Consider the following 13,970-nt stretch of genomic DNA (forward strand, 5'->3'; position numbering starts at 1 on the left):
GAGAGGTGGTTACAATGGGAGCAAAAATTTTAAAGGATTGCCAATGACCCTACAAGAGAACAACGCCCCCACGACTATGGGGGGGGGGGGGGGTAAGTCTAGATAGTTTTAAATGGCGGGAGTTTAAAATCAAAGACATTTTTGAAGTGGCTATGTCTAAAAAGATTTTCCATGCCAATACCTTAAACATTGAGGAGTTGCCTAAAGAGGGCTTTTACCCTTATGTGGTGCGCAGCGCGCGTAATAATGGCATTCGGGGCTTTATCAAACAAGATGAAGTCTTTCTAAACCCGGGCAATACTTTAAGTTTTGCGATGGACACCTTCAGCGTGTTTTACCAAGAAACCCCCTACTTTACAGGCAATAAGATTAAAGTTTTAATCCCCAAATTTGGCATGACAAGGTGGAGCGCGCTTTTTATCGCGGTGTGTTGCCAAAAGGCGTTTAAAACTTTCACATGGGGCATGAACGCCACCCACCAAGATGTAGAGAACTTTAAAATCCCCTTGCCCGTGATCCAAGACCAAATTACCTATGAATACATGGAGCACTTCATCAAAACCCTAGAAAAACAACACATTGAGAGGGTAAAGGCGTTATGGGATCAAAAATTAAAGGCGTATGAGGATACAATACGCGTTCAAAACCTAAAGGATTCATCAATGAAATTTAAAGATAACAGCCCTGCCACTGGGGGGGGGGGGGGGGTGAGCCTTGAGAGCCTTCAGTGGCAAGAATTTAGCTTTAGTGAAGTCTTTATTTATGAGAGGGGGAGGCGTTATAAAAGAGGGGATCACACCAGCGGAGAGATCGCCTATATCTCCTCAAGTGCCTTGAATAATGGCGTGGATGGGTTTGTCAGCCCGCCAAGCTACATGAAAATCCACCAAAACAAAATCACTTTAGCCAATAGCGGGAGTGTGGGCAGTTGCTTTTACCACCCCTACCCTTTTGTGGCTTCGGATCATTGCATGGTGGTGTGGCTCAAAGAGAGAGAATTAAACCGCCATTTAGCCCTATTTTGCACCACGATTTTACGCCATAGCGTGCAACACAAATATGGCTTTAATCGCGAGATCAATAAAGAAAGATTGTTAGAGGAAAGTTTTAAACTCCCCGTCCATAAAGATGGCACAATCGCCTATGATCTTATGGAGAGCTTGATACGGGCTTTGGAAAAGCAACAGATCGAGAGAGTCATGGCGTTGTGGGATCGCAAGTTGGGGGCGTATGAGGGGGTGGTGCGCCAGCCAGAGAGGTAAAACATGTTAAACTCACTTAAAGGATCTGACATGCCCCTTAATATCCACACCTTGCATTACTGCGGTTCTGAAAACCTAAAGCCTCTGCACCCCTTGAGTGTAGAAAATTTAAGTTTTGCAGAGCACACCAGCACAGCCCTTATTGGGAGCAATGGGGCGGGTAAATCCACTCTGCTAGGCGCGTTGTTGGGCTTTCGCCCAGATTTTGCGCTGCAAGCTAGCTTAAATGGGATCGCCTATGCCAACACCACCCCGCCCTTGCGCGCTAAAGTTGGCTATAGTGCGCCCTCTATTAACTTCCCGGCTGGACTCAAAGCTAAAGACCTTGTCAAGTTTTATGAGCATATATATGGCTCCTGCCAACTTGACTTTTTTGCGCAAGATTTGCTCTCTAAGCTTTATGACAGCTTTTCAGATGGGCAGAAACAACGCTTGAAATTGGATTTGAGTTTGGGGCATAACCCCGATCTCTTGATTTTAGACGAGCCCGAATCGAGTTTAGATGAGCCCACCATTATGCGCGTGGCAGAAGCCATTAGCGCGCGCAACAAGGACAAAAAAACCTCTTTGATCGCCACGCATAACGCCGCAATTTTACAGAGTTGCACGCGGGTTTTGTGCTTGCATCGGGGGCGGATCCTCCAACATGGCACTTTGACAGAGGGGATTTTAACCCTCTTGGGCGATCTAGCCTTAGAAGTTTCTTATGAAAATGAAGCCGAGTGTCAGGATATTACCCAAACCCTCAAGGATAAATACCAACTAACAATGCGCCTAGACAGCCAGCATGCTATATTCTTTGGCACAACAGCTTTAAAAGACTGCTTAAGAGAACCGCCCCTATCTACCAAGCGCATGGGGCTCGACTTGCGCCCCACAAAGGCGCAGGACTTGCTTTTGGCTTTAAACCATTGGGAGAAGGAGTGATATGCGCCGTATTTATGCGATCTTTATCTTGGAGTTTAAGTCCTATATCACTTATCGGGTCGCTATCTTTTGGACTCTAGCCTACCCTATTTTGATGTTGGCTTTTCTCATTGGGGTGTTTGAACACACCCATGCGCCCCATTTTCGCTTTGCTAGCGTAGTGGGTCTAGTGATGCTCACCCTCATCTCCACAGCCATTTTTGGGCTAGCCCAAGCTTTGGGCAGCGCTAGGGCTTCTAAAGCCCTTCTATTTTACATGGCAACACCGGCTAGCTATTTAGAAATCACCTTAGCGATAGTTTTATCGCGCTTGGCGATCGTATTGGGCTTTAGCGCGCTTTTTATTTTAGGGAGTTTTAGCGTGCTAGGGATTTTGCCATCTTTAAGCGTGGGGAACTTTCTCTTAGGCTTGCTCACATTGGGCTTGGCGGGGGTGTTTTGCTCTGGTGTGGCATTAGGGGTGGTCAAATACCTGAATAATAATCAAAACATGCTCGCCATTGCCAATGTGATCAATCTCTATGCGATCATGTCCTCTAATGTCTTCATCCCCTTGCAGGCTTTGCCTAGTTGGGGGCAAATCTTTATCACTTCTTCGCCCTTTTATCATCTTAATAATATGCTCATTGGGGCATTCTCTGGGCAGAATTTGGGCTATGTGTTGGGGATTTCTGGCGTACTCTTTGGATTAGGCGCGCTCTTAACTTATCTAGGTGCTGGGCGCGCACTGTTGGTTAGCACGCCTAAATCGCGTTGAAGGGGATTTGATGGTGGCTTTAAGTGTGTTGGCCGTGGGGGTTACCTTTTATTACATTCTCAAGGGCTATCATCCGATCTTTGTCTTTCTGTGCGCAGGGTTGCTCTTGGTGATTATGGGTTTTTATCTTACAGGTACTCCCATCCCTAAAACTCCCCCGGCGCATAACACCGCCCAAGTGTTCTTAAACGCTTTTGGTTTTATCGCCGCCACCTTTAAAGCTCAACTGAGCGGGGTGGGGTTGATTATCATGAGCGTGGCTGGTTTTGCTGCCTACATGAAACATATCCATGCTTCGGCTAAATTAGCCTACTTGAGTCATAAACCCCTTGGCAGAGTGCGTAACCCATATGTGGTTTTGAGTGGGACTTTTGTGGTGGGCATGGGCTTAAAGATTGTCATCTCTAGTTATACGGGGCTTTTGCTCCTCTTGTTGGCGTGCATTTATCCCGTCTTACTCGCTTTGAAAATCCGTCCCATTAGTGCCGCGTGTGTGCTCTCCTTGATCGCCCTAGACTATGGCCCCAAGGATGGCAACACCATTAACATGGCCGACATGGTGGGGCAAAAAGACAATATTGTCGGGCTATTTTTACATTACCAAATTTACATCGTGCTCGCTTATACGCTTGTGATCGCGGCGTTGATCCCCTTTTACTTTGCATGGATAGACAAGCGCGATCGCGCGCGTAACCAATTGTGTGAACAAACCCAGATCCCAGAGATACAAAACCCACCCTGCCCTAATTTTTATATTCTATTTCCTTGGTTGCCCGTGTTCTTGCTCTTTGGGGCGTATTTTTTGGGGGTTAAGTTAGATGTGGTGAGCGCGAATTTTATCAGTATTGCGGTGATTTTTCTCATAGAATTTATCCGCCATCGCGATGCCAAAGCATTAGGGCAGGGGATGGGGGTGATCTTGAGTGCAATGGGGGAAATTTTTGTGAGCGTGGTGAGTATCATCATCGCTGCGAGCGTCTTTGCGGCGGGGCTCAAATCTTTAGGGGGGATTGGGGTGTTAGCCCAACATTTGGGGGCACTGCAAGGGCTTGGAGGGTTGGCCCTCATTAGCACCCTCTTGAGCTTTATGGTCTATGGCTTTGCACTGATCATGGGCAGTGGGATCGCTGCCTTTAATGCCTTTGGACGGCTAGCTCCCGATATTGCGCATAAGCTAGGCGTTGAGCCCATTGCCCTCGTGCTTCCCCTAGAGATTGCCTCTTGCTTGGGGCGGGCGAGCTCGCCCATCTCTGGGGGGGTTTTGGCTCTAGCTGGCTTTGCCAAAGTCGCCCCTCTAGAGATTATCCAGCGCACTTGGCCCTTGTTGCTCGTGGGCATGGGGGTCAATATTGGGGTGGGAGTGTGGTTGGCCAACCACTAAAGTAAAGCTATGCGGTGTTTGGCTTCCCGTGTTCTACACCCAAAGCCTTAAAGCCCTTGCTCGTGCTGGTAACCCCATTTATCTTTGGTGAGATAATAACCCACATAGCAAAGAAACGCATACCCGATTGTCAAATACGCCCCAACGCGCTGTTCATGGTCCATATACGCTCCAATCACCCCGATGATCGATCCGGTGATGCCAACGCATTGGATTAAAGGCAAGAAGGGCGCGCGGTAGGGCAGGTCGTCTAAAGACTTGCCCGAAGCGATAAATTGCTTTCTAAAATTGTATTGGGCAACACTCACGCTAATCCACACGATGATCACGCTAAAGCTAATGATATTGATGAGGGCCTCCATCATTTCTTTGATTTGGCCATTTTTGACATAATCATTGCCAAACATGATGATCAGGGTGCAAGCCATGGACAAATACATCGCATAAATGGGCGTGCCCTGCTTGTTGAGTTTGGCAAAGATGGGGGGGAACATCTTTTTTTGGGCTAAACCATAAACCATACGGCTAGAGGCGTAAATCCCCGAGTTGGCCGTGGAGAGAATGGCGGTGATGATGACAAAATTCATAATATCAGCCGCATAGGGAATCCCTGTACCCACAAAGGGCAGGGGGATGCGCTCTAGGGTGCTCACAAAGGGGCTTTTGGTGATGCTAGAATCTGTCATGGGCAAGAATACTGAAATGATGATCACCGAGCACAAAAAGAAAAACACAATGCGCCATAAAGTGGCTTTAATGGCCTTGGGCATCGCTGTGCTAGGGTCTTTGGCCTCCCCTGCGGCCACGCCCACGATCTCTGTGCCCGTGTAGGCAAAGATCACCGCTAAGATCGCCCCAAAGACCGCACTAACCCCCTTGGGAAATAACCCCTCTTTGAGCTCTTGAGTGGGGTGATCTATGTAGAAATTAGCAAAAACACCCCCTATGCCATGCAAATAAATTTGATAGAGTATCCCAATTACGCCCAGCACGATAAAAATAAACACCGTAAACACTTTGACAGAAGCTAGGAAAAACTCTCCCTCTGCAAAGATTTTCACCGAAAAGGCGTTGAGCAAAAAGATGAGCACGATACAAGCGATGACCCAGTAAGAAATTGGCACTTCCGGAAACCAGCGTTGCATCAGCGCGCCCACCGCGAAGTATTCTACCGCCACAGTAACAATCCAGCCCACCCAATACATCCAAAAGACCATGTAGCCTGTGGCTGGGCCAATGAAGCGCGTGGCGTAATCCCCAAAACTCCCCGTGCTAGGGTAGACGCTAGCCAATTCCCCCAAAGAGAGAATGATGGAATAGACAATCAATCCGCCCACAATGTAGGCTAACAGAGTGCCTAGGGGGCCGGCATTGGCGATATTGCCCCCCGTGCCCACAAACAGCCCCGTCCCAATGGTCCCGCCCAAAGCGATCATCAACACCTGGCGTAATTTGATGTCGCGCTTTAAATGTTCTTGTTGCATCATGTACCTTTCTTAAAAGCATCACTAGAGAATACCAAGCCGTTTTAAACAACTCTTAAGCAAGCACGCCAAATGATGCGTTTTAAAGAGTGGGGGGTAAAAATTTCCCCCTCATTTCTCTAAAAGTCAAAGCCATTTTAGAGTAAACACGCGCGCTGAGATTAGCTAAAACATAATTTAGACATTTTTTAGAATAAAATGGATATAAATTACATAAATAACGTTTTATAGTCTAAAAATAAATGTTAAATATTCTTTTTGTTAACCTTTATGCGCTACGATCCGCCCATGTTTTTTTAGGCGTGGTACTTTTCCTCTTGGATTAGTTGCCTGTGGCCTTTGTGCTTTAAATGGATGGGGGTGTTTTTCAAACGCCCCCTAGGGTCGATGCTCTGTGCGTTAGCACGTAAAAACGAGATGGGAAATTTCCCATCCTTATGACGATGAAAAGGAAATTCAATGAAAAAAACGATTTTAGCTCTCTCTTTACTTGGCTCTCTTTGTATGGCAGCGCCTAGCCACTCTCAAGACTTTGTGATCGCGCAAGGGGCGAGCTTTACTTGCCATCCGGATAATAAGACCATTCCAGAGTTGAATGGGCAAATCTCTTGTGTGGTGATGCAAGATGTCAAAGACACGCATGGAGCGGTTGTCATTAAAAAGGGCACAGCTTTGCATGGCGTGTACCAAATTGTCCCTGACATGACCCCAAACATGTCAAAAATGGTGGTGGCTTGGCAGGAAGCGGGCAAAAAACCTGTACATAAACACGATGACGCGCGCGCTAAAGACCCCGCAAACAACCCCCACTTCATCAACCAAATGCCCAATTTTGTGTCTGTCATTGACAATGTTTTGGTGAACGCGCCAACAATGCAGGCTCTCAAAAGTGGAGATCATGGCAAAATGCTTTTTGATGACAAGATTCTCAGCCAAATTATCAGCGCTGTAGCTGGTCTTCAGGGCTCTCATGGATCCCATCAAATCCCCCAAGCTAGCGCGTTCAAAGTTTTTAGCATGCGTCCTATCGTGGTGGCAAAAACAGAGGTGAAAGGGGATTTTTCATCCAAACAGATTTTTGGCGTTAGCCATCTTTAGGTTTTTTGTGGCGGTGCGTAGCCGCCGTGCTATCAAAAGCGTCCGCTCACTGCGTAAGCATCCCAAACACCCCTTGACAATCAAATAACTGCGCGCTGGGCACAATGGGAGCTAGCAAGTCTGCCATGAGGGGCACAAAGTGTTTTTCACTCTCATAGTGGGGTACTTCTATGAGGCTAATGCCCATGCTCTTGGCTGCCATGCCATCATGATGTTTGATGTCTCCAGTGATCAAACACAGGTTTTTAGGCACGCTTTTAAGCTCTTGTAAATACCCACACCCCGCCCCACACACGATCGCAAGCGCGCTAATGCTAGGGCTAGCGCACACATAGCGCACATAGGGTAGGTTGAGCTTGTCTTGCACGCCCTTAGCGAGTTTGGCTAGGGGCGTGGGGGGGATCGCGCCCACTAAGGCCATGCCATCGGCATGCAAATGCTCAAAGCCCAATAACTTGGCAAAATGGGCGTTGAGGTGGGTTTTATCAAAATTGGTATGCCATGCCAACAAGCTACAGGATTTCTCAATCAAGATTTGGGCGATGTTATAGGGGTAGAAATCGGGGTTAAAGGTCTTGAAAGGTTTGAAAAAGAGGGGGTGGTGGGTGAGAATCACGCTGTGATTTGGGGCTTGCTTGGCAAGTTGCATAGTGGCTTCTAGACTGATGATGAGGTGTTGGTACTCCCTATCCAAACTGCCCAAATTCAAGCCACAATGATCCCAAGACTCTTGCAAACTTAAGGGGGAGAGCGCCTCTAAAAAGGCGTGTAGGTCTTTTAGGCTTGGCATGGCAATAGGGGGGCGCTAAAATCCCCGCTCAAGCGCGCATCGCGCTGGGTTTCTTGGGCTTTGTAAAGCAGGGCGCACGCCTTAGCTAGGGCGCGGATTTTTAAGATAAATTCTTGGCGTTTAGCCACACTTAAAGCTTTGCGCGCGTCTAGGACATTGAAAAAATGGCTACTGAGCACCACAAAATCATAGGCGACCAAACTCAAACCCTGATCCAAACAGCGTTGCGCCTCCGCTTGGTTTTGCAAAAAAGCTTCGAGCAAAAAATCCAAATTGGCGTGCTCAAAATGGTAATGGCTAAACTGGTATTCGCTCTCCAAATGCACTTCTTTATAGTAAATGGGTTTGCCCTCTTTGTGGCTCCACACAATGTCTAGGATATTGTCCACCTTTTGGATATAGGTTGCCAAGCGTTCCACCCCATAGGTGATCTCAATGGGCACGGGGTGGCAGGGCAAACCCCCCACTTGTTGAAAGTAGGTAAATTGGGTGATCTCCATGCCATCTAGCCACACCTCCCAGCCCAAGCCCCACGCGCCTAAAGTGGGCGACTCCCAATTATCCTCCACAAAGCGCACATCATGCTGGCTAAAATCAATGCCCAACGCTTGCAAACTGCGCAAATAGAGTTCTTGGATATTCAAGGGGCTAGGCTTTAAGATCACCTGAAATTGGTAATAACTGCCCAAGCGGTTAGGGTTCTGCCCATAACGCCCATCGGTGGGTCGCCTAGAGGGGGCGACATAGGCGACATTCCAAGGTTTGCTATCCAAGCTCCTTAGCAAGGTGGCGGGGTGAAAAGTACCCGCCCCAGCGGGGAGATCATAGGGCTGTAACAAAAGCGCGCCCTGTTCTTGCCAAAAATTTTGTAAAGCCAAGAGAATTTGTGAAAAAGTCATGTCCAACCTTTAGCGTTTTAACAGCGCGTCCATACTCGCTAGGGGGTTCTTGCCCTCTAAGAGGGCTTGTAATTCTGTGGCGATGGGGGTGTAAATCTGCTCCCTTTGGGCGATTTGGATAATGGCTTGCGTGGTTTTCACCCCTTCAGCGACCTCCCCTAGTGCGTTTAAAATCTCTTCTAGGGATTGGTGTTTGGCTAGCCCCAGCCCTACGCGATAATTGCGCGAGAGAGTGGAGTTCGCGCTCAAAAAGAGATCCCCCGCTCCGGAGAGCCCTAAGAAAGTCTGTGCCTTGCCCCCAAAATGCGTCCCAAAGCGACACATCTCCACCAAGCCGCGCGAGAGTAAAGAAGCCTTAGCGCTCTGCCCCAACTCCAGCCCATCGCACACCCCAGCGGCAATGGCGATCACATTTTTATACGCCCCGGCAATCTCCCCCCCGATGATGTCCTCTTGCACATAGGCGCGCATAAAACTAGGGAAAGCCTTTGCATAGGTTTGTGCCAAGTTAGGGTTGCTGGCATGCAAAGCCAATGCACAGGGCAAGCTCGCGCTCACATCGTGGGCAAAACTAGGTCCTGCTAGATAGCATAAATTTTCTGGAGCGATGAATTCTTGGGCGATTTGGCTGACAAATTTACCCCCTATCTCAATCCCCTTACAAGCCATCAAGACGGGCATCTTAGGGGGCAAATGGGCTTGTTCAAACCATGCGCGCAAGTGTTGCACACTGATTGCCACCACGCCTAAAGAAGCCTCTAACCCCTCTTTTAAACTGCATTGGGTGATGAGACCATGCCCTTTGAGTACTAAACTCTTATTGAGGGGCAAAAGCGCGGCACTCAGATCCTGGCGTGAGACGATTTTAGTTGGGGTGCGATGCCCAAAGGCAAAGGCGAGCGCGCGCCCCCATGCCCCCCCTCCAAAAACCACAATACCCATGCATGTCCTTTTTCAAGCATTGTAACACAACGCGCTTTAAAGCGCTGTAACCGGGATCAAATACAGCGCGCTTGGGGCACAACGCGCCTTGATCTCTTGAGCGAGCGCGCGCGCGTTGTCCTCTAGCAGGCATAGGCGCAAGTGGGCGTAATCTTTGCGCCCGCTCACCTGTTCTTTGGGGCTTTTGAGCAGACTCGCTGCGCTGTATTGAAAGCATGGACTCAAATAGAAATCGCTATAGCCCTGTTCTAAAAGATAATCTGTCAGTCTATCCACTAAGCGCGCGGGGGCGTAAATATCCAAAAACACCATTAGATCACCTTGATTTTTTTGGCTAGCAACATGAACATGGGGGGCAATAGCAACAAGGTCAAAATACTAGAGGTGACTAGCCCGCCTAGCACCACGATCGCCAAGGGTTTTTGCACTTCAGAACCCACTCCATTGGAGAGCAAGAGCGGGATAAGCCCTAAGCCGGCAATGCAGGCGGTCATCAACACCGGTCTAAGCCGTCTGAGCGCGCCCTCTAGCACCACTTCTTCTATTTTTTTGCCCTGGGCTAGAAGTTCTCTAAAATAGCCCACCATCACCACCCCATTGAGCACGGCAATGCCAAAGAGCGCGATAAAACCCACACTTGCGGGCACAGAGATATATTCATGGCTGACAAAGAGCGCGATGAGCCCGCCTGTGATCGCAAAGGGGATATTACACAAAATGAGCAACGCTAACGCCACATTGTTAAAGGTGAAAAAGAGAATGAAAAAGATCACCAAAATACTCAAGGGGATGATGGTCGCTAGTCTTTTATTGGCTCTCTCTTGGTTTTCAAACTGCCCCCCGTAGGTGATGTAATAATTGGGGGGTAGGTGTACCTGCGCGTTGACTTTTGCCTTGATCTCAGCCACAAAGCCCCCCAAATCCCTACCCACCACATTTGAGCGCACCACGCTCATGCGCTTGGAGTTTTCACGCACAATAGAAACTGGTCCATCTACTTCTTTCAAGGTCGCAATAGAGGTGATGGGCACCGCCACATCGCGACTAGAAGTCATCTCTAGGCTTTTGATTAGGGTGATATTGGTGGCGATGTCTTGGGATTGGCGGATGATGACCGGGGTTCTAGAGATCCCTGTGGGGATAAATTCTACCACCAAGCCCTCTAGGGCGGATTTTAAGAATTTGGCAAATTCATCGCTGGTGATCCCCACATTCGCCATCGCATCGCGATTGGGGGTTACATAGAGGTAGTTAATCCCCTTGTTGAGTTCGGTCAAGACCTCATCAGAGCCTTTGACTCCCTTGATGATCTCTACAATCTGCGCGCTGAGGGCGTTGAGTTTGGCGATGTCATCGCCAAAAATCTTAACCGCCAAATCCCCGCGCACCCCCGTGAGCATTTCAGAAATGCGCATTTCAATGGGCTGGGTGAAGGCGAAATTAACCCCCTTGAAATCCTCTAGGGCTTGGGCGATCTTATCTAGGAGGGCTTTTTTAGTGGGCACGCTCCACTCCGACTTAGGGATATAGGAGATGAACATATCGGTTTGGTTGAGTCCGCCCAAGTCTAGCCCTAATTCGTCTGAGCCCGTGCGCGCCACGATGGATTTAATTTCTTTAACGCGTTCTTTTAGGGTTTTTTCAATGTGCAAGATCAAATCCCTAGATTGGCTCAAAGAAATGGAGGGCACGCTCTCAATACTCAGCACACTATCCCCCTCATCTAAATTAGGCATGAACGCCTTGCCCACAAAGGGGAAGAGCGAAAGGCTTGCGCTTAAAAACACCAACGCCCCAAGGATCATTAGTTTAGGGCGGCTGAGTGAAAAATGCAGCAGAGGAGTATAAATGCGATAAAAAAAGCGCGTGATCAAGGTCTCTTTATGGGTTTGGGCTTTGAGCACCAAAGAAGCGACCACTGGGATCAGTGTGATAGAGAGCACTAAAGTGCCCAAGAGGGCAAAGACAATACTGGAGGCTAGGGGTCTAAACATCTTGCCCTCTATGCCCTGCAGGGACAAAATGGGCACAAAAAAGACGATAATGATAACAATCCCGCTCACCACAGAGAGGGCGATCTCTTTGCAGGCGCGATAAATGGTGTGTAGGGGGGTGGTTGTCTTGTTATGCCCTAGTTTTTCAAAGGCATTTTCTACCACCACGACTGCCGAGTCGATCAACATGCCTATGGCGATGATGAGCCCGCCCAAACTCATCAAATTCAAGGTGATCCCACTGAGCTTGATCCCCATGAACGCCACAGATAAGCTCAAGGGTAAAATCACACTCACCGCCACACTTGCTCTAAAATTCCCCAAGAATAAAAACAAGGTCAAGATGATGAGGGTAATCGCTTCTAGCAGGGTCTTATTGACCGCAGAGATGGCTTTATGGGTGAATTCTGAGCGATCGTAAAAGATGTGGATATGCACCCCTGCAGGCAGTAGAGGCTTGATGTCCTGTTCTAATTTGGCACGCACCCGGGTGATGATCTCTTTAGAATTTGCCCCTCTTAGGGCGAGTACAAGCCCCTCTGTGGTTTCATCTACCCCATTCTTGGTTACAAACCCCAAACGGGTGCGATAATGCGTGATCACCTTGGCAAAGTCTTTAATGTGCAAATGCCCTTGATTGGTGGGGATGGTGATATTGGCAATTTGTTCGGGGGTGAGCGCGATGGTTTGAATCTTCACCAAAAAGGTTTCTCCATCGCGATCGATGCGCCCTGCTCCGCTATTGCTCAAATTGGCTTTGAGGGCGTGCTCCAAATCGCTAATAGAAATCCCTAAGCGCGCCATGTCATTAAAATCCGGGATCACCACAAAGGCGCGCGCAAAGCCCCCAATGGCGTTCACATCTGCCACGCCCGGGATGGTGCGCAACATCGGGCGGATCGTAAAATCTAAAAGTTGGCGTTTGCCCACATCGGGCAAATTCCCATCAATGGTGAACATAAAGATGTCTGAGAGTGGGGTTACAATGGGCGCAATCCCCCCATCCACCCCTTGGGGCAGATCGGGCAAGACTAGGGCTAATTTTTCATTGACCATGTTGCGGGCTAGGTAAATATCCATGCCATCTTCAAAATCAATGGTGATGTCGCACACCGAGTATTTAGAAGTGCTGCGCAGGGATTTTTCCCCCTTAAGCCCTAGCAGTTCTAGCTCTAAGGGGCGCACGACATTGTTCTCCATCTCTTCGGGCGAAGAGCCGGGCAATTTTAAGACGATCTTGACCTGTGTGGGTGCCATGTCTGGGAAGGCATCTAGGGGGGTGTTCAAAAAGCTATAAAAGCCAAACCCCAAGAGCAACCCCGCAAAGATGAGCACCACCAAGCGTTGTCTTAGCGAAAACTCTAGGATGCGATCCAACATCAATCATCCCCAAAGTGGTTTAAAATGCCCTTTAAACTCACCAGCGCGCCCGTGGCCACTTTGGTATGGGGGTTGAGATGGGCGCTCTTGATCACAAAGGCGTGGTTGCGCTCCTCTAAAACCTGTACTGCCACAGGCAAGAACCCCTTCTTGGTGCGCACGAAAATGAGGTAGTCTTGATCGTTTTTGATCACGGCATCAGAGGGCACTAATAAAGTGTTTTTGGGTCTAGAGCCCTGAATGAAGAGATTGACCATCTCGCCCACATGGTAATTGCCCTGCTCAATGCGCGCGGTGGCTAAAATGGTGTTAGAATTTTTGTCTAACACCACGGACACGCTTTGGATGCGCCCGATGGGATTGCCCAGCGCGTCTAAAACAACAGAACCTGTTTGGATGTATTTAGAGAGACTCACCGGCACTCTGATACGCGCGATGAGATCGCTATTTTCTGAAATGCGAATATAGGTGGTGAAGGCGGGGATGCGCTCGCCTAGCACTTTGGGCGCAATGGAGAGAACCCCCCCGTGCCTGGCGATGATTCTAAAGCCATACTCCCCCCTAGGATGATTAGGATCGATGCCAAAACTTCTAAAAGTGTTTTCTAATTCTTGGACTTTAAGGCTTACTTCTTGACTGGCAAGATAGCTAGTTTGGTACTCGCGCTTGGCGATCACCCCCTGTTGGTAGAGCATTTTATCCTTGCGACTCACCTCTAAGGCGACATTGAGTTTATTTTGATCGTTTTGCAACTCAAAATAGAGATTGCTCAAATCAATCGAGCTGATTTCACAGATGAGATCGCCCTTTTTGACATGTTCGCCCTCGCTTTTGTAAATGGCGACCACACTCGCATTAAAGCTCAAACTCTGCACCACCGAGTGCTTGAGATTGAAATTATTAAAATCAATGATCGCATTAAAAGGCAAGCCCTCAGAAATCACCTGTTGATCTAAAGCCACCACCTTCAAATCCAAGCCCGCGATTTGCTTGGGCGTTAAAACGATTTCTTCATAAGCCTGCAGGCCCACCGCAAGCCCCAAGATCACCATGAGC

At 48.6% G+C, this 13,970-nt stretch carries 12 protein-coding genes and 1 pseudogene; 6 read left to right on the top strand and 7 right to left on the bottom strand.

The window, feature by feature from the left end; translation table 11 throughout:
- Positions 1-122 precede the first annotated feature (122 nt).
- The 5 genes and pseudogenes from EAO38_RS09345 to dcuC all read left to right on the top strand — a co-directional run.
- A pseudogene (locus tag EAO38_RS09345) lies at positions 123-581 on the top strand (restriction endonuclease subunit S); the annotation flags it as partial.
- An 81-nt stretch (positions 582-662) separates the two neighbouring features.
- On the top strand, positions 663-1,262 hold the full coding sequence (locus tag EAO38_RS09350; protein ID WP_268877819.1) for a restriction endonuclease subunit S: 600 nt from the start codon (positions 663-665) through the stop codon (positions 1,260-1,262).
- Between the two features lie 30 nt (positions 1,263-1,292).
- Entirely contained in the window at positions 1,293-2,189 is an 897-nt protein-coding gene (locus tag EAO38_RS04645; RefSeq protein WP_162982684.1) for an ATP-binding cassette domain-containing protein, read from the top strand.
- 1 nt (position 2,190) lies between these two features.
- Complete coding sequence (locus EAO38_RS04650) at positions 2,191-2,946, top strand: ABC transporter permease (RefSeq protein ID WP_121021575.1); 756 nt, start codon at positions 2,191-2,193, stop codon at positions 2,944-2,946.
- Between the two features lie 10 nt (positions 2,947-2,956).
- Positions 2,957-4,327 carry a C4-dicarboxylate transporter DcuC gene (gene dcuC / locus EAO38_RS04655; RefSeq protein ID WP_121021577.1) on the top strand — a complete coding sequence of 457 codons (1,371 nt, stop codon included), beginning with the start codon at positions 2,957-2,959 and terminating at the stop codon, positions 4,325-4,327.
- Between the two features lie 47 nt (positions 4,328-4,374).
- Here dcuC and EAO38_RS04660 read toward each other — a convergent pair whose 3' ends face one another.
- Positions 4,375-5,814 carry an amino acid permease gene (locus EAO38_RS04660; protein ID WP_121021579.1) on the bottom strand — a complete coding sequence of 480 codons (1,440 nt, stop codon included), beginning with the start codon at positions 5,812-5,814 and terminating at the stop codon, positions 4,375-4,377.
- Positions 5,815-6,270: 456 nt separating this feature from the next.
- Here EAO38_RS04660 and EAO38_RS04665 point away from each other — a divergent pair, with 456 nt between their 5' ends.
- Complete coding sequence (locus EAO38_RS04665) at positions 6,271-6,909, top strand: hypothetical protein (protein WP_121021581.1); 639 nt, start codon at positions 6,271-6,273, stop codon at positions 6,907-6,909.
- A 46-nt stretch (positions 6,910-6,955) separates the two neighbouring features.
- On the opposite strand, the gene EAO38_RS04670 is transcribed toward EAO38_RS04665, so the two are convergent.
- The 6 genes from EAO38_RS04670 to EAO38_RS04695 are packed head-to-tail and all read right to left on the bottom strand — an operon-like array spanning position 6,956 to position 13,966.
- Complete coding sequence (locus EAO38_RS04670; RefSeq protein ID WP_121021583.1) at positions 6,956-7,699, bottom strand: Nif3-like dinuclear metal center hexameric protein; 744 nt, start codon at positions 7,697-7,699, stop codon at positions 6,956-6,958.
- Positions 7,687-8,598 carry a glycine--tRNA ligase subunit alpha gene (gene glyQ, locus EAO38_RS04675; RefSeq protein ID WP_162982685.1) on the bottom strand — a complete coding sequence of 304 codons (912 nt, stop codon included), beginning with the start codon at positions 8,596-8,598 and terminating at the stop codon, positions 7,687-7,689. Before glyQ ends, EAO38_RS04670 begins: the two co-directional genes overlap by 13 nt.
- Positions 8,599-8,607: 9 nt before the next feature.
- The gene (locus tag EAO38_RS04680; protein WP_121021587.1) at positions 8,608-9,540 is read right to left on the bottom strand and encodes an NAD(P)H-dependent glycerol-3-phosphate dehydrogenase; all 933 of its coding nucleotides are present in this window, start codon (positions 9,538-9,540) and stop codon (positions 8,608-8,610) included.
- Between the two features lie 36 nt (positions 9,541-9,576).
- Complete coding sequence (locus EAO38_RS04685) at positions 9,577-9,852, bottom strand: DUF3240 family protein (RefSeq protein ID WP_121021589.1); 276 nt, start codon at positions 9,850-9,852, stop codon at positions 9,577-9,579.
- Entirely contained in the window at positions 9,852-12,914 is a 3,063-nt protein-coding gene (locus EAO38_RS04690) for an efflux RND transporter permease subunit (protein ID WP_121021591.1), read from the bottom strand. The genes EAO38_RS04685 and EAO38_RS04690 overlap by 1 nt, the downstream gene beginning before the upstream one ends.
- Complete coding sequence (locus tag EAO38_RS04695) at positions 12,914-13,966, bottom strand: efflux RND transporter periplasmic adaptor subunit (protein ID WP_121021642.1); 1,053 nt, start codon at positions 13,964-13,966, stop codon at positions 12,914-12,916. The genes EAO38_RS04690 and EAO38_RS04695 overlap by 1 nt, the downstream gene beginning before the upstream one ends.
- Positions 13,967-13,970: the final 4 nt, after the last annotated feature.

Source organism: Helicobacter vulpis, assembly GCF_003660395.1.
In the GTDB taxonomy this organism is placed as follows: domain Bacteria; phylum Campylobacterota; class Campylobacteria; order Campylobacterales; family Helicobacteraceae; genus Helicobacter; species Helicobacter vulpis.